12 protein-coding genes are annotated in these 21327 nt (G+C 54.6%); 5 read left to right on the top strand and 7 right to left on the bottom strand.

All coding sequences use genetic code 11. The annotated features are described in order from the left end of the window. Positions 1 to 16: 16 nt before the first annotated feature. Positions 17 to 4000, top strand: a complete 3984-nt coding sequence (locus VN12_RS00680; RefSeq protein ID WP_146675021.1) for an FtsK/SpoIIIE domain-containing protein — start codon at positions 17 to 19, stop codon at positions 3998 to 4000. Positions 4001 to 4394: 394 nt separating this feature from the next. Beyond that, positions 4395 to 6746, top strand: coding sequence for a KUP/HAK/KT family potassium transporter (locus tag VN12_RS00675; protein ID WP_146675020.1), 2352 nt, complete (start codon positions 4395 to 4397; stop codon positions 6744 to 6746). 6 nt (positions 6747 to 6752) lie between these two features. On the opposite strand, the gene VN12_RS25580 is transcribed toward VN12_RS00675, so the two are convergent. After that, positions 6753 to 6896 carry a hypothetical protein gene (locus VN12_RS25580; RefSeq protein WP_168164123.1) on the bottom strand — a complete coding sequence of 48 codons (144 nt, stop codon included), beginning with the start codon at positions 6894 to 6896 and terminating at the stop codon, positions 6753 to 6755. A gap of 16 nt (positions 6897 to 6912) precedes the next feature. Between VN12_RS25580 and VN12_RS00670 the strand changes: the two genes are divergently transcribed. From VN12_RS00670 to VN12_RS00660, 3 genes are all read left to right on the top strand, one after another. After that, positions 6913 to 8514, top strand: coding sequence for a sulfatase (locus VN12_RS00670; protein ID WP_146675019.1), 1602 nt, complete (start codon positions 6913 to 6915; stop codon positions 8512 to 8514). 137 nt (positions 8515 to 8651) lie between these two features. Then, entirely contained in the window at positions 8652 to 10613 is a 1962-nt protein-coding gene (gene acs / locus VN12_RS00665) for an acetate--CoA ligase (RefSeq protein WP_146675018.1), read from the top strand. Between the two features lie 85 nt (positions 10614 to 10698). Continuing rightward, positions 10699 to 12270, top strand: a complete 1572-nt coding sequence (locus VN12_RS00660; RefSeq protein ID WP_146675017.1) for a ThuA domain-containing protein — start codon at positions 10699 to 10701, stop codon at positions 12268 to 12270. Positions 12271 to 12931: 661 nt separating this feature from the next. On the opposite strand, the gene VN12_RS00655 is transcribed toward VN12_RS00660, so the two are convergent. From VN12_RS00655 to VN12_RS00630, 6 genes are all read right to left on the bottom strand, one after another. Then, positions 12932 to 14023, bottom strand: coding sequence for an efflux RND transporter permease subunit (locus VN12_RS00655; protein ID WP_146675016.1), 1092 nt, complete (start codon positions 14021 to 14023; stop codon positions 12932 to 12934). After that, positions 14024 to 16357 carry an efflux RND transporter permease subunit gene (locus VN12_RS00650; protein ID WP_168164122.1) on the bottom strand — a complete coding sequence of 778 codons (2334 nt, stop codon included), beginning with the start codon at positions 16355 to 16357 and terminating at the stop codon, positions 14024 to 14026. A 6-nt stretch (positions 16358 to 16363) separates the two neighbouring features. Beyond that, on the bottom strand, positions 16364 to 18622 hold the full coding sequence (locus VN12_RS00645; protein ID WP_146675014.1) for an efflux RND transporter periplasmic adaptor subunit: 2259 nt from the start codon (positions 18620 to 18622) through the stop codon (positions 16364 to 16366). 26 nt (positions 18623 to 18648) lie between these two features. Then, positions 18649 to 19434, bottom strand: a complete 786-nt coding sequence (locus VN12_RS00640) for a hypothetical protein (protein ID WP_168164121.1) — start codon at positions 19432 to 19434, stop codon at positions 18649 to 18651. 178 nt (positions 19435 to 19612) lie between these two features. Next, a complete protein-coding gene (locus tag VN12_RS00635; protein ID WP_168164120.1) occupies positions 19613 to 20479 on the bottom strand; it encodes a zf-HC2 domain-containing protein in 867 nt (288 codons plus the stop codon). Then, a complete protein-coding gene (locus VN12_RS00630; RefSeq protein WP_146675011.1) occupies positions 20476 to 21084 on the bottom strand; it encodes an RNA polymerase sigma factor in 609 nt (202 codons plus the stop codon). The genes VN12_RS00635 and VN12_RS00630 overlap by 4 nt, the downstream gene beginning before the upstream one ends. Positions 21085 to 21327: the final 243 nt, after the last annotated feature.

The raw sequence follows: 21327 nt of genomic DNA, 5'->3' as shown, positions 1-21327 counted from the left end.
GACAGGTTGATTTACCATGACTCGGCCACGTTTGCTCCAGTCACGGTCCGACGGACGGTTCTTTCGTTCGCAAGTGCGAGCCTTGCGAGGACTGCGAAAGCGCGTCGATTTGCTTCGGCAATCTTGGTCGAGCGATACCGAGATTTTGGAGGAAAACCGGAAGCGGTTGATCAACCGATATCTGGAGCAAGAGCAAGCGACCCGTATTCGTCAAGCGGAACAGTCGCACCACAACTTGGAGAGTTGGGATCTGGAGCTTGATCGGGCCTTGGAATATGCCGAACGCGAGTTTCTTGCTTCTGTTGAGAGTGAGAAGAGAACGATTGAGAGGCTCAAAGAGGCGTTCGTTGCTGACAAGCAGTTGCTGAAGAAGCAACGCGATGACGATATCGTGCAAGCGCACCGATCGCTGGAAAGTGCAAAGACCGCCGCCCTGCAATTGCGAGAAAGCATTCGGACCAAGCTGGAGAACGAACGTCGTTATTGGGCCAGTACCCTCGCGGAGCTCAACGAATGGATGCTCCTCAAGACAGGCAAGACGATGGGGGAAGTTCAGGGCTCCCTTCCACTGAACACGCAGGAAGAAATCCAGCAAACGCGTGATTTGCAGCGTTTGGCTAAGACGGTTGAGGAACGCAAACGCAATTTGAGCGATAGCATCGGACGGGTCAAAAGTTTTGCCAAGTCGAAGGGAACAGTCTACCTCGCGTTCCAGGCACTTGGCCCCATTCTCGGACTGGTTTCCGCTGCGATTTGTTGGTGGGTAGGGGTTCCGATTCTTTTTGTCATTCTACTCGCAACGATTGGTTCGCTCGTACTGACCGCCATCCTTCACTATATGGTCAGGCCGCTTCTCGGTCGTGCATTGCAACGATTTGCACCCGAGTTGCACGCACTTCATGCAGAGGTTTTGGAATGGCTCTCGCACGGTGCCAAGCTGGGAGATCAGAACTATCAACGGGATCTTGAGAAAGCCTCGCAAGATCACGTATTGGCGCTCGAGCGAGTCGAGACGCGTTATCGAGAAGGCCGCGCGGCATTGCAAAAGAAGCTTGAGACGGACACGGAGACCACGCGGGCAAATCAACAGCAACGCCGATGGGAGTTGGTCCATCATCGTCGCGAGCAGTTTGACGCGACGCACCGCGAGTGGGAACCGAAGGTCGCGTTGATGCAGCAGCGTTTTCAACAAGAGAACGCGGGGCTGGTGGCGGAACGCGAAGGGGAAGTGCAGAACTTGCAAAACCAGTTTCTCCGAGCACAGCTCCGGTATGCCGACCGTTGGCGGTTGGGAGCTGAGACGGTTTCGAGTTGGATGAGCCGCATCAATGAATTCTTTCGCGAGTCGCAGCCGGCTTGGAGTTCCGAAAGTTTTGTTCAAGGGAACTGGCCACGCGGCCCTCAGAATTTGATTTGGAAGATCGGTTCGAGTCCGCTTCAGCTCCCGTTATCGGAGGCGGCGGCAGAGTGCAGTTCGAAGCTGCGAGCAGAGGGTGAGGAGTGGCCCGTTGCGTTCGATTTGCTTTCGCATGGCGCGCTGGTGCTGCACGGGTCCCCCGAAACCGAGAGCGCGACCGACGGAGTCATCACCAATCTATTGCTACGAACGATTACTTCGTTGCCTGCCGGTGCGATGCGCATGACCGTCATCGATCCGCAGGGGCTCGGAAAGAAAGTTTCTTGGTTGATGTCCCTCGCGGATATCGATCCGAATTTGGTTGGGGATCGGGTGTGGACGCAGCCGCTCCACATCGCCGATCGATTGGCGAATATTGCGAGGTCGTGCGAAGACATCATCCAGCAGAGTCTTCGCGACAAGCATGCTAATCTTTATGAATACAATCTCACGGCAGGTCCCATGGCGATTCCTTATCGCTTGATTGTTTGGGACCAGTTCCCGTTTGGATTGGATGACAGTTCTTGGCAGTCCCTTTGTTCCATCTTGGCCGCTGGAGGAAGGTGCGGTGTGGGGGTCGTTTTGCGGCTCTCCAGCACGCACGTTTGGCCATCGTTTGCGGATCCCAGGAAACTAGAAGAATTCGGTCTGCATTTGGAATTCGAATCCGATAGCGGAGTCGCGCGCGGCCGGTGGCGGCACGACGATCTTCGGCAGGCCCCGATCCATTTCGATCCACCTCCCAATGCGGAGCAAATCAAAGAGATCATGGCCCATCAATTGGATCATGTTTCCGAGCTGGGCCGAATCGTCGTTCCCTTTGATTCCATTGCGTTGCAAAAGGAAGAGCGGCATGAAAGCTCGTCCGCCGAATCCCTTGCGATTCCCCTTGGTATCTCTGCTTCCGGTCGGACGCAGCAGTTGAAGCTAGGTTTTGGCACCGCGCAGCACGTGTTGATTGCCGGGAAGACTGGTTCGGGCAAGTCGTCGTTGCTCCACACGATGATCACTAGCGCTGCCTTGAAGTACTCACCGGAAGCATTGCGATTGGTGCTGCTCGACTTCAAGAAGGGGGTCGAATTTCAGGTCTACTCGGAGGCCCAGGTGCCGCATGCAGACATTATCGGCATCGAGAGCAAGCGGGAATTTGGGGTCAGCACCCTGGAGTACATCGATCGAATCATGCACGCGCGAGGAGAGGCGTTTCGAAGTTGGGGTGTTCAAGATTTACCGAGTTTGGAAAAGAAGCGTCCGGAAGTCCGCATGCCTCGAATTCTCATCGTCATCGATGAGTTTCAAGAGCTTTTCGTTGAGGACGACAAGATCTCGCAACAGGCATCGATGCTCATGGACCGGATCGTTCGGCAGGGGCGATCATTTGGTATCCATCTCGTGCTCGCATCGCAAACGTTGGGTGGGGCCTATTCGCTCCCGCGAACGACCTTAGCGCAGATGGCGGTCCGCATTGCGTTGCAGTGCGATAGTTCAGACGCGATGCTCATTCTCGGAGAAGACAACACGGCGGCGGAGAGACTTCGGTTCTCCGGGCAAGCGATCTATAACGAATCGGGAGGGCGTATCGAAAGCAATCAAGGTTTCCAAGTTGCGTACATCGACAAAGAGACACAGCTGCGCTACCTGCACGAGATTCCCTCGTCGCCGGTTCCGCACGAAGCGACGATCAATCCCATGGGGCGTTGCGTTGTCTTTGAAGGGCATCGGCCTGCGATTTGGGATGGTCCGAGCGTCGAGCGGTTGCTGCGAGACACGACCAAGTCAAGCGATGGAGCCTTCCCTATGATTTTGGGCGATAGCGTCTCGATCGATCCTCCGGTGGTCCATTGGATCCAGCGCAATGCGGGAAGAAACATCGCCGTGGTCGGACCGGACGAACGAGTCGCAGCGAGCATCCTCGCAGGGACGATTCAGGGAGTGGAGTCCCTTCGCCGATCCGCGGCATCGGACGTTGCAGGGGAGACCCTGTCGGACTCCACGTCGAGCGAGTTCATCGAAATGGGTCCTAAGGTTTTCTTATTGAATGGGGCTCGGACGGAAGACGCCTCGCTTCAGGCTGTTCTGCAGCGGTGCACGAACCTCGCGGGCTGCCAACTCGTCCCTACGCGGGAGTTGGAATCGTTCTTTCTGGAGTGCAAAACCGAGTTGGAACGCCGATTGGAGAGGGCGGACGAGCGGCACCCCTTGCAATTGGTGTGCATCGCCAACCTGTCCCGATTTCGAGAATTGCGCAAAGGGGATGAATTCGCGTTTGGGGATGGGGGGGCGAATCCGACTCCCGACGCCATCTTGACCGATTTGTTGAAGGACGGTCCGGCGGTGGGAATGCACATTTGGTTATGGGCAGATTCCGCTGGTACCTTGGCGCGCTGGCTATCGCGACAATCGATGCGGGATCTGGAATTGAGAGTTCTCATGCAAATGAGTTCGAACGATTCCAATCAGTTGATCGACTCCAACGCGGCCAACAAGCTTGAGCCCCACGTCGCTTTGATCCAAGATGAGATGGATGGCAAACCCATCAAGTTCCGGCCGTTCGCCTGGGATACATTGCCAGCATTTGGAAACGAAAAAGCCCCACCCAACTGAGATCGGTCACGCCCGAAATCCGATCTTTCGCTGAGTGGGGCAATTCTTGTGTCTAAAAGGCTCGGTTGGCGGCTATGGCACCATTCCGAAATGTTCGCTACGACATATTGTCGGCTCGCGATATGTTTAGCATTACCTTTTCTCCGATTTTGGCAAGCGGATAGCGGAAGAAATTCTTGAATTCTTTTCTCGCTAGTTGTTCGGTTGCGTCTGGGTTGGTTTGGGAAAGATATGGGGGGTTGCAAGACCCCATCGGTCGGGGATGATTAACTGGAACCGGGAGTTGATATTGTTGTTCCCGGCATTCTCGGCCTACTGATTCGTCGAACGACTTCGACGACGGGGTTGAGCGGATCAGCGAAGGCTCTCGGCGCGGCTTGTTTCGAGAGGTCGAATGGATCTCGTTCACCGCTTCGGTACGCCGTTCCTTTTTGGACCTATCGACGTGGACATTCCAGAAGAAGACAGTTCCGGCTCATCTGTTTCCCCTGCCTCTCCCACCTCTTCGACTTCGTCCACACCGGTAGCTTCTACTGCTTCCGCGAGTCCGGACAACGGGCATGCGTCGTTCAACGCGCATTCTTCTTCGTTGTGGACCAAGATTCGCGAAGCGGCTGGAACAGTCTATGGCGATATTGGTACGAGTGTTCTCTATTGCGTGATGGAGCTGACGCGAGAGACGATCAAGCTCAAAAACCATCATCTTCCCCATGAGGAGGTCGCGGTCATGATCGCGTCGGGGGGAACTGGATTGATCACACCTTCCGAAGCGCTCGGCAGTTTGAGTCTTGTCTTCTGGGCCTTGATCTTCCTCACTGTCAAATACGACTTGCTCATCATGCGAGCCGACAATCGAGGGGAAGGCGGAACCTTTGCGTTGTGGGGATTATTAAGGGGCTATACCGGTAGGATTTTTGGTCTGGGTGCGATTGGATTTTTGGTCGTCACGGCGGCGGGGATGCTCGCTGCGGACGGAGTGATCACCCCTGCCATCAGTCTGTTGGGCGCGTACGAACCTTTGGGTGAGCAGTGGGCGGTTGTCGCGACTCTCATCAGTTTGTTTGTTCTCTTCAAGCCACAATGGCGTGGTACGAGCAAAGTGGGGGGATTCTTTGGTTGGTTCATGCTCTCCATTTGGTTTCCGTGGATTGCGCTCAAGGGACTACCGTGGATTTTTCGTAATCCCGAGGTCTTTCAAGCCGTCAATCCGATGTACGCCTTTGACTTTGTAACGAGTTTCCCGACTCTGGGTGTGTTTGCCATTTTTGGCGTTGTCGTCTTGGCCATCACTGGGGGGGAAGCCAAGTACGCCGACATCGGTCACTTCATGCGAAGGACGGATCAAGTATGCTGCGAAGGGATGAGCGTGGCTCCCGAGATTTCGGGGAGGCGTCCGGTGATGCTCGCGTGGTATTCGATCGTGCTCCCCTGTTTGTTGGTGAACTACGCCGGTCAAGTCGGATACTTACTGGAGCAGGGCGTTCCATCGCGCTGCAACACCTACTTCGCGCTCACGCCGCACTTTCCAGGGATGGACGGAGTAAACCAATTTTTCTACATCTTCGACTTGATCGTCGCCGCATGTGCCGCATTCATCGCCTCCCAAGCGCTCATTACCGGCATGTTCTCTATTGTGAAACAAGCCATTGCACTGGGTTTCGCACCGCGCCAGTTGGTCCGGTATACCAGCCACGAGGCTGAAGGACAGGTTTACATACCCTCGGTCAACTGGGCTTTGTTTACCGGTTGCGTCGTCGCGACGATGATGTTTCGCACGGCTGGGAATCTCGCATCCGCGTACGGGATTGCGGTGACCGCGACGATGGGTATCACGACGATTACGTTTGGCTACGTTGCGTACTATCGTTGGAACTGGAAACTGTGGTTGGTTTACTTGGTGTGCGGTCCCATTCTCGCCATCGATCTTTTGTTCTTCTGCAGCAATTTGATGAAGATCGCCAGCGGCGGTTACTTTCCGATCGCGATCGCGGCCGTTCTGGTTGTCATCATGCTGACGTGGCAGTGGGGGCGAAAGCAGATGGCTCGGGCCTTTTATGATTTCGGGTTTCGCGAAGGGAAGAAGATCGATTGGTTGGTGATGCTTCGCGAAAAGGTTGACGAGATCCAAATCGCGATTAACGAGAATCTCCCTTTGGCTAGGATGCTCATTCAAGGTCGACGACGGCTGGTCGAGAGCGATCGCGCCGTCGTATTTCTTTGTTCGCAACCGATCCGGACGCTCGATGATTACACACCCGTGACCTTGCGAGTTTTCTTGAAGAAGTTCGGGGTGCTGCCTTCCAACATCACGTTGTTTCACATCCATCAAATCTCCACGGCGACCTTCGACGATGCACGTCGCTACGAAGTCATCAAGCTTGGAAACGACATTTATGCAGTAAACGTCACCTATGGTTATATGGAGCAGACCGACATCCGCGGGGCCCTGCAAGATCTCCGTCGTCGCGGGTTGATCGACATCTCGGCGGAACGATGGATCGTTGAAGTCGGAGAGGAAGAAATCATCAGTCAACCCGACTTGCCTTGGTGGCAGGCCCTTCGTGTGCATTTGCTCCGACTGGTTCTCCGGCTTTCTGCCCCTGCGCACAAGTATTACGGACTCACGTATGACGCAGGTATTTCCAAAGAGCTCATTCCCATCGTATTCGGAAAAGGTGGGGTTCGAATTCGATTGCCCGAATTGGAAGTGAGCGAAGAGACCCAGGCTACTTGCTCGTCGAAATAGCTGCAGTCACAATACATCCGACATTTCCGCTGCTATTCCGACTCCGAGGAGTTGCAGTTCGGGTGCCCTTTGAACTGCAAATAGGATCGTTCCTGTTAGATAACCTGCTTGGCCCGAGCAGAACTCCAAACCGCATACGAGGTTTTTCATGTTCGGATATCGGCGAATGTTTTTGTGGACGCTGTTGACTCCCTGCGTCGTGGCGTTGCTACCCGCGGTGTCTAAGGCGGAGAGACCGAATATTCTTTTCATCTTCTCCGATGACCATGCGAGGGCGGCAATCAGTGCTTACGGCTCGCAGGTCAATCAAACGCCTCACTTGGACCAGCTGGCGACCAAGGGAGCGAAGTTCTTGCAGTCGTTTGTGACGAATTCCATTTGCACACCAAGCCGCGCCACCCTTCTCACCGGTCAGTATTCGCACCTCAATGGTGTTCCGGTTTTCAATCGGTTTGACGGTTCGCGCGATCACGTTGCGAAGCATTTGCAAAAGAATGGCTACCACACCGGGATGATCGGCAAATGGCATTTGGGATCCGACCCCACTGGATTTGACCGATGGATCGTTTTACCAGGCCAAGGTTCCTACGTGGATCCCGCCTTCGTCACGCCCCAGGGGCGTGTGACGATTGCAGGCCACTGCACCGAAGTAACGACAAAGCTGGGTTTGGAGTTTTTGGAGAATCGTCCCAAGGACAAGCCTTTCTTCTTGATGCTGCATCACAAAGCACCGCACCGTGCTTGGGATCCCGATGAAAAGAACAAGGCGTTGTTTGCTGGCAAGGAATTCGTCGAGCCCAAAACCCTGTTCGATGATTACAAGACGCGTCCAGCCGCATTGCCCGAAAACCAGCAAACGGTCGCGAAGGATCTAACCCGCCGCGACTTGAAACTCGTACCACCGGAAGGATTGACTCCGCAACAGCGCAATGCTTGGCTGAATGAAACGCCCATGCGTTTGGAAGTGAACGGCAAGATGCTAGAGGGTGAGGATTTGGTTCACTGGAAGTATCAGCGATACATGCAGGATTACCTGGCATGCGTCCAGGGGGTTGATGATTCGGTTGGACAAGTCATGGAGTATTTGAAGAAGAACGATTTGGAAAAGAACACCATTGTCATCTACACGTCGGACAACGGTTGGTATTTGGGAGAGCTCGGAATGTATGACAAGCGTTTCATGTACGAGCCCGGTCTTCGAACTCCCTTATTGGCAGCAGGTCCTGGAATTCGATCTGGCATTGAACCCACAGCTATGGTGGCGAATATCGATATCGCTCCGACCTTGCTGGACCTGGCTGGTTGTGAGATTCCCGAGTTCATGCAAGGTGTTTCGTTCAAGTCACTGTTGCAGGGCGAGACGCCCGCCAATTGGCGCAAGACTGTGTACTATCGCTACTACCACTCCCCAGGGCACCATAACACGCAGGCCCATTACGGTGTGAGAACCGAGACGCACAAGCTTATCTACTACTGGAATAAGAAACTCTATGAAATGTACGATTTGCGGGTCGATCCTAATGAACAAAACAATTTGATGTTCGAAGGGGAAGAAAAACTCTCGCCTGAGAACAAGAAGGTGTTTGCCGCGTTGAAGGTTGAGATCCAGCGCCTACAGACCGAGTATCGAGACGAGGGGCAATACGCCAATCAAGCCGATTGGCCCAAGGGGGGCGTCGACGGACCGTTTGAAGGTGTCAAACCGTTTGGACGCAAGACGGTGGAGGAAGCTTTCTCCCTCACCGCGTCCCCAGCGTTGACCAAATAAATCGCATCGATGGAATCGTTCGCGTCGAGTATCCCATCCCGTCATTCTTGGGATGGGATTTGACAGCATGCAGCGGCTCGAACAGAATCTTCGAAGCTTAACGCCCCCTTTCCCTCCACTAAGCCTAGAGTAACGCAATGGAAGACAGCTCCGCCGGGCAAATCGATAATGTCATGCACGAAACACGTGTGTTTCCCCCAAGTGCGGAGTTTGCACGGAAAGCCCACATCGGCTCCATGGAAGCGTATCGAACGCTTTACGATGAATCCGTGGCCGATATCGAAGGCTTTTGGGGCAAAGAAGCGGTTGAGCATCTGCATTGGTACAAGCCGTTTGACAAAGTTCTCGATTGGCAATCACCTCATGCGAAGTGGTTTGTCGGCGGGCAAACCAACGTCTCTGCGAATTGCTTGGATGCGCATTTGGAAGCGGGTCATGGAGATCGGGTTGCATTCCATTGGGAGGGAGAGCCTGGTGAGAAGCGAACCCTTACTTACCGCGATGTGCATCGCGAAGTATGTCGATTTGCAAATGGGCTGAAAAAGCTTGGTATTCAAAAAGGGGATCGGGTCAGCATTTACATGCCGATGGTTCCTGAGTTGCCGATCGCCATGCTCGCATGCGCTCGTATCGGAGCGATTCACTCTGTTATTTTTGGTGGCTTCAGCGCGGAGGCGATCGCGGATCGGAATAACGACGCGCAAGTCAAACTGCTCATCACGTCCGATGGCGGGTATCGTCGAGGCAAAGTCCTTAATTTGAAGGAGACCGCTGATACGGCGTTGGCAAAAAGTCCTTCGGTGCAACACTGCGTTGTATTGAAACGCACGGGGCACGGAGCGCCGATGCAGCCGGGCCGCGATGTTTGGTGGGACGATTTGATTGCCGATGTACCCACCGATTCGCCCGCCGAATCGATGGACAGCGAAGATCCACTGTTCATCCTCTATACCAGTGGATCGACCGGTAAGCCGAAGGGAATTCTTCATACAACCGCAGGGTACAATCTGTATGCCAAGCGGACGTTCCAGTGGGTGTTCGATCACAAGCCTGAAGATATTTATTGGTGCACGGCCGATTGCGGTTGGATCACCGGTCACTCCTACATCGTCTATGGACCGATGGCAGCGGGGGCGACACAAATTCTGTACGAGGGGGCGCCGAACTGGCCTGAAGAAGATCGATTCTGGGACATTATCGAGCGGTACAAAGTAACCATTCTTTACACCGCCCCTACTGCGATCCGCGCCTTTATCAAATGGGGAGATCATCATGTCGAGAAGCATGATCTTTCCTCGCTTCGTCTGTTGGGGAGCGTTGGGGAGGGGATCAATCCCGAGGCTTGGATGTGGTATTACAACAAGATCGGTGGTGGTCGCTGCCCCATCGTTGATACTTGGTGGCAAACCGAGACGGGAGGAATCATGATGTCCCCGCTCCCCGGCGCGATTCCTTGCAAACCTGGCTCATGCACGCTTCCGCTGCCCGGGATCGTTCCTGCCACATTGAGCGATTCGCTCCAGCCGGTCGATGTGCACCATGGCGGCATGCTCTGCATTGCCAAGCCGTGGCCCGGTATGCTTCGAGGTATTTGGGGTGATGACCAACGCTATGTCGAGCAGTATTGGACTCGCGTTCCCAATCATTACTTGACCGGTGACAACGCTCGTCATGACGAGGATGGCTACTATTGGATCATGGGTCGGATCGATGACGTGATCAATGTGTCGGGGCATCGATTGAGCACCATCGAGGTCGAGAGCGCATTGGTGAGCCACCCTGCTGTGGCGGAAGCAGCGGCTGTCGGTCGACCGGATGACATCAAGGGGCAGGCCATTGCGGTCTTCGTCAGCTTGAAAGATGGAGTCGTTAGCGATTCTCTCCGCGATGAATTGAAGAAACACGTTCGAAAGGAAATCGGAGCCTTGGCCGTGCCTGACGACGTTCGCTTCACTTCGTCGCTTCCTAAAACGCGGAGCGGCAAAATCATGCGGCGATTGTTAAGGGACATCGCTTCCGGGAAGGAAGGGATTGGCGACACCTCCACCCTCGAGGACTTTAGCGTTCTCGCGAAATTGCGCGGCAACGAGGAATCGTAACACGGGACTTGCACCACACCCTGGTTTGGATGGTTTATACTGGCGGGATCCTACCCCGTCGGTTTCCTTCCAAGGCGTGACAAGCATGCTTCCTACCGTTGTTGCTTTCTTTCTGCTCGGCTTTCAAACCGCTTCCCCTCTCTCACTCCAGTTGACGCGACAGGTCGAATCCGCTGAGGGATCGGGGCGATACCACCGTGTTTCGGTTCAACAAAATTGGGAACCGAAAAAGACGGCTCTCATTTTGTGCGATGTCTGGGACTCTCATCACTGCCGTCGGGCCGTATTGCGGGTTAATGAACTCATTCCTCGCATGGAGGAAACCGTCAAGTCGATGCGAGACCGGGGCGTGACGGTCATCCACGCCCCCAGCGACTGCATGAAGTCTTATGAAGGACACCCCGCGCGTCAACGAGCCCAGAAGATTGCCAAGGCGGATCGGTTGCCGGAAGGGATTCGGGAATGGTGCTATCGCATTCCTGAGGAAGAAAAAGGAAAGTACCCCATTGATCAGTCCAATGGCGGCGAGGATGACACGCCGGAGGAACATGCCGCTTGGGTGCAAGAGCTTGTTCGGATGGGACGCAATCCGAAGGCTCCTTGGTTGAAGCAGCACGAAGGATTGACGATCCAATCCGAGTCCGATTTCATCAGCGACAAGGGGGAGGAAATCTGGAGTATTCTCGAGGCAAAAGGGATCGAGAATGTGATCCTCGCGGGGGTTCACACCAATATGTGTGTGTTAGGCCGCCCCTTTGGCTTGCGAAGGATGGTGCAAACTGGAAAGAGAACAGCCTTGATCGCCGATCTGACCGACACGATGTACGATCCGAACTGCGAACCGTACGTCAGCCACTTCACCGGCACCGATCTTATCATCGACCATATCGAACGCTATGTTTGTTCGACCTTCACGAGCGATCAAATCCTGGGAGGCAAGCCGTTTCGATTCCAAGCGGATACGCGGCCCACGGTCGCCATACTGATGGGCGAAGATGAGTATTCGACCGAGAAGACCCTTCCGCCCTGGAGCATCCAGCAGCTGGGCAAGGAGTACCGATTGCGATGGATCTTTGGCAGTTGTACCGAGCCTGCTGTGGTTCCGGGTATCGAGGCGATCCGCGACGCCGATGCATTGCTCGTCAGCGTGCGACGACGTCCGTTGGTTGCAGAATCGCTGGCGGTCGTGCGCGAGTTTGAAAAGTCGGGAAAGCCGATGATCGGCATTCGAACGGCCAGCCATGCCTTTTCACTTCGAAAGGGAGAGACCGCTCCGGGGGTCGCAAGCTGGCCCGAGTTCGATGCAGAGGTTTGGGGTGGGAGTTACACCAATCACTATGCGAACGATCTCGCGACGACGGTGTCGCTCGCGTCGGATATCTCGCACCCCATTTTGAAGAGCTGGGAGAGCCAACCGAGCAAGAGCTATGTATCCAAAGGTTCGCTTTATCAAGTCTCCCCGTTGAAGAGTGGGGCAAAGCCTCTTTTGATCGGCAGGATCCCAAATGGCAATCAAGAGCCGGTGGCTTGGACGTTCCAGCGGGCGAACGGTGGCCGCAGTTTCTACACCTCGCTGGGTCACGTTTCCGACTTTGAGCAACCTGCCTTTGCCCAGTTGCTCAAGAACGCGATCGATTGGTCCTTGCGAAAAGATTAGCCTCCCCTACCCCCACCCCCACTCGTGCTCGTGCTCCCACTCGTGCTCGAAGAACCCCCAATCGAACCGACCGAGTCGCTGCCCCCAACGATGCGAGTTCGATCTTACTCCGATTCCTTCAACCGAGCGAAGCCGTGTCGGAGGCCAACCGAGTAGGAGTACGATGATGACCAGGAGCACCGCGATGCTGCGCACCCGCATGTGGCTTGCCTAAGAAAACGTACCGATTTATTGATTTTGACAGCGGGCGACCATTCGCTAATTCTGTCTTTCCTGTCGGATGCGTTCGGAGTTTGGGTTATTGAATCCAACCCCTTGCTTCCACAGTTGATCCTGTTTATCGTCGCCAAGAATGCTATCGAACCAGGACTTCACAGGATGCCAACGTACGTCATACGTCTTGTTTGGCTTTTGCGAGTGAGTCAGAGTGCACCCACCAGTTGAAAGAGCCAAAAGGCACAAAAGCGAGTTAACGTTTCGTAATAAGGTTTTCACTCTCATGACCTGGCCGATACCGCATCCAGAGATGCCGCTGCAATACCGATTCTGCAGACCCCAGGCAACGCATAAAGTGACACCTAGTGAAGGGACAGCAACTGCTGGAATGGACAAGTTGGGATAGGGACGGAAGCCAAGGCTATTGGTTGTAAAGGAACAACACCTAGGGGGAAACCGGTTTTTTTGAACGGACAGATCGGGAGCCGAATAAATAGAAGAGCGCTGGGGTGACGATCTGATCGAGGGCGGTGGAGGCGATCATTCCACCGAAGAGGACAACGGCGAGAGGATAGAGTATTTCCTTGCCCGGCTCCCCCTCACCGAAGAGAAGGGGGACAAGCCCAATAAAGCTGGTCATCGCCGTCATCATCACCGGGGCCAGCCGTTCCAGACTGCCGCGAATGATCATCTCTTTTCCGAAGGGCATCCCTTCGATGTCCATCAAGTGCTGATAGTGCGAAATCATCATAATCCCATTTCGACTAACAATCCCGATGAGTGTGATAAAGCCGACCCAGTGAGCGAGCGACAAGTGCGTTGACTGAATCCATATCGAGGGCCATTGGGTCCAGGGATGCTCGGCGAGCTCGGCCATATCGGGGCGATTCACAATGAGAAGCGCGACGACCGCGCCAAACGCGGCCAAGGGGATATTCGCGATGACTTGCAACGCGGAGCGATGGGAACCTAACGCTTTGATGAGCAGCAGGTAGACACCCACCGTGCTGAGCACCGCCAGTCCCCATAAGCGAATCGTTGCCTCGCGCTGGGCCTCGAATTGACCGCTAAAGTCGAGATAGTATTCGCCAGGCAATGCCCGCAAAGACTCTTCGATAGGTTGCAGTGAAACCCGAATGTCGCGGACGACGCTCGCCAAGTCGCGTCCTTGCACATTGCAAAAGACAGCCACTCGTCGCTGGACATTTTCCCGATTGAGGACATTTGGTCCGGTGGTGTCGAGGATTTCGGCTACCTGCGATAGCGCTACCTTCGCACCGGACGGTGTTTCGAGCAGTGTCTCTTCGATCACACTGGGATCGCGGCGGGATTCTTCGTCGTACCAGACAACCAGCCCAAAGTATTTGTCTTCCTCGATGACTTGCGAGACCACATTCCCTTTGAAGGCCGTTTCGAGAACCCGGGCGACGTCCCCCGGAGCAAGCCCATACCGGGACGCCTCTTCGCGTTTCACCCGCATTTGCAGCTGCGATATTTCGATTTGAGGCTCGATTTGAAGATCGACGACTCCTTCGATCTACTGCATGCGAGCTTGGATGTCATAGGCAGCAGTTCGCAGTTCACGCAAATCGTTGCCAAATACCTTGACCGCAATTTGGGCCCGGATACCCGACATCATATGATCCAGTCGGTGCGAGATCGGTTGCCCAATATTGACGGCTGCTCCCGGAATACTGGAGATTCGATCGCGAAGGTCGGCAACGACCACCTCCGGCGGTCTACCTCGGTATTCGTAGCTCCATAAGTGCACAATCGGAATAGCGCGTAGGATTGTAGGAAGCCAACCTTCTTTCTCGCGTTTGTGTTCGGCGAAGCGAATCTCGAATTCGGTGTTATTGACCCCTTCGGCATGCTCGTCGAGTTCGGCCCGCCCCGTGCGCCTCGCGACGGACAAGACTTCTGGTACCTCCAAGAGGATGGACTCGACTCTGCTCGCAACACGTTGGCTTTCCTCAAGTGAAGTTCCTGGCTCAAGCCTCAGATTGACCGTGGCGGTTCCTTCATTGAAAGGAGGTAAGAATTCACCTCCCATCCAAGGCAGTGTAAGGGAACTGAGCATCACCATCACTCCCACGATGGAAATCACAAACCGCGGACGATCCAAAGTCCAACGCAGCAGTCGTTCGTCGGCGTGCTTGAGCCAACGCATCAAGAGTGGCTCACGCTTGTTGGCGAGGAAGGGAGCTTTCGGCAATAGGAAGCTGGCCAATACAGGAGTAAAGGTCAGGGACACAGCCAAGGAGGACATCAAAGCCACGATGTACGCGATACCAAGCGGGGCGAACAATCGCCCTTCAATGCCCGACATCATGAACAGGGGGGTGACGACCAGGACGACGATCAACGTGGCGTAGACGATCGAATTCCTAATCTCGCTCGAGGCAGAGAAAATAACGTCGAGAGAATCCTTTTGCGACGCTAGAGGCAACTGTTTGTTTTCGCGAAGTCTCCGATAGATATTCTCGACGTCGACGATGGAGTCATCCACTAAATCGCCGATAGCAACGGCAATTCCCCCGAGTGTCATTGTGTTGATCGTGATATCGAAGAGATAGAAGACAATGATGGTCAGCAGGATGGATAGGGGCATGGAGGTCAAAGAACTGACGCTCGTCCGAAAATTCCCCATCAAGAAAAAGAGAATAACCACGACCCAAATTGCGCCATCGCGAACCGCTTCGCTGACATTCGCAACGGCGGCTTCAATAAAGTGACTTTGACGGAAGATCTCCGATTCGATTTTCACATCGGCGGGCAACTCTTTTTGCAGGGATGCGAGCACGGTGTCGATCCGTTGGTCCAACTGAATCGTGTCGGCATCGGGTTGCTTCTGGACGGTGAGCATCACAGCAGCACCTCCGCGAAATTCGCGGTAGGTCAGAGAGCTAGCAGGGGCGGTTTCGCCGCTTGGCTCGAGAGAGGGGATTGCCGATTTGCTAGATTCATATCGATCTGGATGAAGGACCGCGAAGTCGATATCGGGTTCGATTTTGACAATCGCAGAAGCATCACCCCGTTTGACCGGCCCCCCTAGCCGCACGTCCGCAACGTCGCCGATGCGAATCGGTATTTGATCGCGCCACACGATCGGAGTAGCTGCAATTTCCTCGAGCGTAAGGGATTGGCCTTGGATGCGAAGCAATGATTCTTTGTCCCCGCGATTCATAACACCGCCCCCTGCCAGCACATTTGCCTTCGCTGTCGCATCGGTCAGCTGCTCGAGGGTTACATTGCGAGCAGCGAGCTTGGAGGGAGTCGTAAGGACTTGATATTGTTTAAGAGTGCCGCCCATCACGGAGACTTGCGATACGCCCTCGACTGCGAGCAGTCTATTTCGAACCGTGAATTCTCCCAAAGTTCGAAGCTCCATGGCTTTCGCGTCGGCCTCTTCTTGGGTCGAAGGAGTCGAGTCACTCCGCAGCGCGATAAGCATGATTTCACCCATGATGGATGAGATCGGTGCTAAGGTTGGGGTGGTACCAGGAGGAAGTCGGGATTGGGCCAGTTGCAATTTCTCATTCATGATCTGGCGGTCGATGAAGATGTCGGTACCCCAGTTGAATTCGACCCAGATGATCGACAATCCGATCGCTGACGAAGAACGAACGCGTTTGACACCCGTCGCACCATTGAGGAGCAATTCGATAGGACGCGTTACCAAGACCTCGACCTCCTCGGGAGCGAGACCGGGTGCTTCGGTCATGATGGTTACGGTAGGTCGATTCAAATCGGGGAAGACGTCGACCGGCATGACTCTCAGAAGCGAGCCGCCTACGATGGCCACCAGGAGGGACGCGATCGCGACGATGGTGCGATTATGGAGCGAGAAGCGAATGATTCCGTCTAACACGTTGATCTACCTCAAGGATGCGTATGCGGTTTGCAAATCACGGCCACCTGACGTGATGACCGCCTCCCCTTCGCGAATACCGCTGAGAATCTCGGTGAACAAGCCATCAGACCGACCTGTTTCCACGCGCCTCCGCTCGATGTAACCTTTTTCCTTCTCTACAAATACAAACGTATGAAGTCCGTCGCGAACCAAGGAGGATTTAGGAACTGCGAGGGTGGTGGCACCCTCTCCCATCGAGATGGCGACCGAAAGAAGCATCCCTGACTGCAAAGGGAGGGATTGTGCCTCCGGACTGGGTGCGAGCCATATCCTTTGCGTTCGAGTCGATGCGTCGACGAGTGGTCCCGTGCGCGTTACGATCACTGGTACCGATATCTCGGGATTGGAGAGCATCGTTGCAATGCCCTTGCTCCCTGGACGAATGGACCCGGACTCGGAGGCCGCGACATGAGCTTCGATCCAGACCGAGTCGAGATTTTGGACTTCCACGAGCGGTTGGTTGGCGACGACCGTCTCTCCCAGGGTGCTAACCGTAGACGAGATCTTGCCATCGATGGCGGAGCGCAAGGGAAGGTAATCCCAAACTTTTCTTTCGTTGACGATTGCATCGATTTCAGAGTGGGAGAGCCCGATGGTGGCGAGTTGGCGCTTCAAGCTTTCTGCGCGGCCCCCCCACTGCTCCGCTTGGGATCGGGATTCGATTGCGACACGGAGCGACACGGCATCACCCTTTAGTTCTTCGAGTCGCTCCGCGCGATGGCGCGCGAGCGATGCCTCGAGCGACGCTGTCAGTAAATCGAGCTGAAGTTTATGGAATTCGGGAGACGCAATCTCCATCAGCAGCTCGCCAGCACGAACCTCGCGGCCAGGACTGAGAGTGTGGGATCGGATGGTCCCGTCGAGCTGGGACGAGACGATACTCCTGCCCTCGGGAGGTAAAGTGACTGTGGCGGGGAGTTGAACCGTACGTGCAATAGGCTTGGGGGTGACAGGGATGGTCGCTATTCCCAGCCGTTTCTGCTCGTCTTCGGAAAGTTTGAGGACTCCTAGAAAGAACAAGCTCGACAACTCATGACCTCCCACGACCACCACGCGGTCCCCCGGATAGATGTCACCCTGCTCCACCTCGACTCTTGGGTGCAACGTATCGTTCGCCGCGAGTCTTCGCTTTCCGAGCTTGACGATTCGTTTTCGGTATTCCGATGCATTCCTCGTGGATGCCTCTTCCACGAAGACGTAGGATTGCAGACCGTCGCTATAAACAGCGCGTTGAGGGACCGTCAGGGTTGCATCTTGCGTCGACGTGTGGATCGTCGCTCGACCCACAAGGCCAGGAACGATCTCGGGGAGCGCGACGGTCATCCAGGCCCAAATGAATTGCGTTTGTGGATCCATGCTCGCATCGATCCGTTCGATTGTCCCCTCGGAGGTGATCTTCGAATTTAAGATTTGGAGTTTCACGGGTTGACCGACCGCGACACGAAACGCATGCTTCTCCAGCAATTGCATGCGCACCCAGCTGGTATCCGTATTTACAATTTCGAAGAGATGTTCGAAGGCTTCGACGTATTTTCCTTCGGAGAGATCCGTGTGGATGATTTGCCCTGCGATAGGTGAGCGGATCTGGTGTGTGACTTCTAGCGTCTCGTCGGGATTGGAGGCGTTCCAATTCATTCCCAGGGTGGCTGCTCGGATGCGAGCGATCTCCAATCGGTTCACGCTTTGTTGGAGTGTATTCTCCAGGTCTAATAGACGCTGCATGGGGACGGCGCCAGCGGAGGCAGTGGGGCGCGTGATCTCCAAAAGCCGGTTATTGAGGGCCGTTTCCTTTTGGGCTTGGAGAAACTCCAGTTTGATCGTTTCCAACTCGCGACTGCTCAGTTCCGCAATTACTTGATTGGCCGAGACGAAATCACCAGGCCGGACAAGAAGCTTCGAGATGCGACCTGACAGCTGTGCCGAACCGACCGCTTTCGCTTGCCAAGGAGCGACGGTGTCCGCGTACACTTGCAGCGCAGACGCAACGGTTCCCAATGTAACTTCCTCGGAACGAACCCCCAGAGTTTCTCGGGCTTGCGCGGAGAGGGTGATTCGCCCTGTCTGCGTGTCAACCTGAACGCCTTTCGAGGGGAGAGGTTGATGCCCTTCGTGTCCAAGCAAACTCGCGGGAAACACAAGGAGGGAGAAAGTGACGAGCAGGCGCCATCCTCTTCTCCTCCCATGGTTGGACTGCTCATTCCTCGGAAACGCTCCGCTTGTCATGGCTTCTATTCCTTTCAATCGCGGAATTACTTTTTGACAAACGTATCTGGATCCGGCAACGGTTCCGTCGACGATTTGGCTGACTTCAAGAACTCGTCGACGCAGAGAGGGCAACAAAATTGATAGGACTTACCATCGATAGTCCACGAAAACTTTGGGTTCGCTTTCGTTTCTGTAATCGGACAAATACGATCCCCCGGTTTGGGGTTCATATCGTGTGCTGACTTCAGTCCCTTGAACTTCTGCGAAGCGGTCGTGTTTCCGTTCGCTTCGATATCAGCCGCCGTATAGCGACCGCCAGGGGTGAGATACAATTCCTTTTCTTCGCCAGCCGCCATCTTCTCCGGCATCTCGGAACCGGCCCCATGCGCATCCACGCCGGAGACGAAACCTAATCGGAATCGCTCTCCTTCGATTCGGATATTGGGAATCGTGATATCCAGTCTCTTTCCCGTCATGTTGTCTGGTAGCTGACCGACAAACAACGAGGTCTTCCCTGCAGCGTCTCCATCCTGAGGAGTTGGGGCAAACGAAATCGGCTTCGAATCAGTATCCCCTACTGCTTTGACAAACCCCTGGAGGGTCTGGCTATCTACTTCGAAGATCCGACTTTCGTCTTGCCCGAGCGTGCACAGGCGAATGGCGCCCGACGAGTCAATGACCGCTTCGACATGATAGCTGTCCCGTCCGAGGGAGACCATTATCCCTCCATGGGCACCCGGTTTATGCCCGTGATCGGTAGGGCTCCCATCGCCATGGTCAGGGTTGGAAGAGGTGCTTGGTCCACTGGACTCGCTTTCCTTGGTTGACATGGTCGAGGCGGTTTTGTTGGACGAGGTTGTGGGTTCGCAACCTGACAAGAAAACCATCGCAAGCGATGCGGTGGGGAGGAGTGTCCAGCATAGTGATTTTCCAAATTTCATGGTTCTTTCCTTTGGGATGTCGTGGTTTCGACATCGAGTTAGTGCCTGGGGTTTAGACATAGGGAATTCAGAGCTGAATGGACGTGATCCAGCGCTGGACTGCGGTGAGATCGGTTGCTCCGAGCAAGGTGAGACGGCGATTCTCGTTTTTCCAACTAATGGCAAGGTGGCCGGAGGACTCGACAATCTTGCACGTTTTTGCACCGCATTGCGTTTGGATCGCAGGAGCATCGCCAAACCAAACCGGTTGTTCTTCTCGATGTTCCAAGACGATAAACGCGGTGCCGTCTTCTTGTTGACAAAGTGTCGCTGAGCATTTGCAACAAGGCATGTTCAATACATGGTTTGAAACGAGTTTGAATCCATTGGGGATCGTCTGGAACAAAGTAGGTTCGAAGCCGAGAGCCTGTTCTGTCTCTTCCAAACCCATCTCCTTCCCGTCGTAGCGATTGACCAGCAAATCGATCGTTTGTTGGGGTGACGTGCTGGCCAACGCGAGAATATCGCGGAAGTCGACAGCGAGTCCGTGTTGGTCGTGGGCTAGGCCCTGGCGTTCCGGATCCTTTTCCGAGAAAGGTCGCAGGGCCAAAAACAGAATGGCTATCGAAGCAGCGAGCGCCAGGAGGAGCGGGCTCCAAGGCACGTTCTGCAGTCGACGAAATGGTCCCCATGAAGATCCGATCGACGACGGCCCTCTGACGACTTTCGCCGACGAAGAATCGAGTTGGCAAGTGATACGATCCCAGATGGCATCGGTACTTACCGGCGGATTCGAGGCTTTTATGCATGTTCCCATCGAACGGTAGCCCGCGAGGATTGTCTGGCAATGCTCACAGCCAGCCACATGCGCATCGACTTGTTCGTTCGACGACAAATCCAATTCATGATCGATGTAGTCCGATAGATGGTCTTCTACCCATTTGCAATGCATCATGATGGCTCCCATCCCAGTTGCATTAATGAATTCTTCAATTCGCTTCTGGCTTTGTTCAAACGCGAACCAACCGTTCCTTCGGGAATGCTGAGGATTTGGGCGATCGACGTATAACCGAGACCATCCACTTCCTTCATGTGCAGAAGAGCTCGTTGTTCGCCCGAGAGCGTCTTCATCGCATGTTCGAGCAACTCCGCATCTTCGGTTGCTCGATTCGGATGGGAGTGACTGACGGTCTCACCCATTTGCGCTAATTTTTCCAAGCGCGCTTCATCGCGTTTCTGTTTTCTTAGGTGTTGCAAACTCTGATTCACCGCCATGCGATGGGCCCATGTTTCCAAAGAAGATTCAAAACGAAATTGGCTGAGTCTCGAAAACAAATGAATGAAAAAGTCTTGCGTGACATCGTCTGCGTGGTCCGCTCCAACAATGCTTCGAACGACTCGGTAGATTCGTACGGCGAGCAAGTCATAAATCTGCCGTTGGTTTTGGCGATTCCCTTGCGAAGCCAGACGGATGCAAGTTCTCAATTCGTCCTCGGGCATCACTGTCGACCGCTCGGCTTGATGCGAGGTCTGCTCTTTGGATGATCTTGAGGCACTCATTCTTCACTCCATTTCACCGAAAACTTCGATCGAGGGACCTGCAGTCGCCCTGCGATAAGGTTGTTCGAACCGGACCGATCACGAAGGGCGAAGCCAACGGATTAATAGCTATCGCTTTGCGAGCAAAGAGGTCGCTCCGGCACACCTAGGCGAAGAAAGGGCCATAGATTGCTGTTGGTTTCAACAACTGCGGAAACGTTCTGCTAGGCGAGGCAAAACCGATGGAGAAGGTCGATTAGGTCG

It is taken from the genome of Pirellula sp. SH-Sr6A, assembly GCF_001610875.1.
Lineage (GTDB): Bacteria > Planctomycetota > Planctomycetia > Pirellulales > Pirellulaceae > JBKCUI01.
The sequence above is the reverse complement of the archived record's forward strand: the minus strand, read 5'-3'. Positions and strand labels throughout refer to the sequence as shown.

Excerpts from the sequence above, each read along its gene's own strand:
- VN12_RS00660 (WP_146675017.1), top strand. The coding sequence starts at position 10,699 with ATGCTTCCTACCGTTGTTGCTTTCTTTCTGCTCGGCTTTCAAACCGCT.
- VN12_RS00680 (WP_146675021.1), top strand. The coding sequence starts at position 17 with ATGACTCGGCCACGTTTGCTCCAGTCACGGTCCGACGGACGGTTCTTT.
- acs (WP_146675018.1), top strand. The coding sequence starts at position 8,652 with ATGGAAGACAGCTCCGCCGGGCAAATCGATAATGTCATGCACGAAACA.
- VN12_RS00670 (WP_146675019.1), top strand. The coding sequence starts at position 6,913 with ATGTTTTTGTGGACGCTGTTGACTCCCTGCGTCGTGGCGTTGCTACCC.
- VN12_RS00640 (WP_168164121.1), bottom strand. The coding sequence starts at position 19,434 with ATGTCAACCAAGGAAAGCGAGTCCAGTGGACCAAGCACCTCTTCCAAC.
- VN12_RS00675 (WP_146675020.1), top strand. The coding sequence starts at position 4,395 with ATGGATCTCGTTCACCGCTTCGGTACGCCGTTCCTTTTTGGACCTATC.
- VN12_RS00645 (WP_146675014.1), bottom strand. The coding sequence starts at position 18,622 with ATGACAAGCGGAGCGTTTCCGAGGAATGAGCAGTCCAACCATGGGAGG.
- VN12_RS00630 (WP_146675011.1), bottom strand. The coding sequence starts at position 21,084 with ATGAGTGCCTCAAGATCATCCAAAGAGCAGACCTCGCATCAAGCCGAG.
- VN12_RS00635 (WP_168164120.1), bottom strand. The coding sequence starts at position 20,479 with ATGATGCATTGCAAATGGGTAGAAGACCATCTATCGGACTACATCGAT.
- VN12_RS25580 (WP_168164123.1), bottom strand. The coding sequence starts at position 6,896 with ATGAAAAACCTCGTATGCGGTTTGGAGTTCTGCTCGGGCCAAGCAGGT.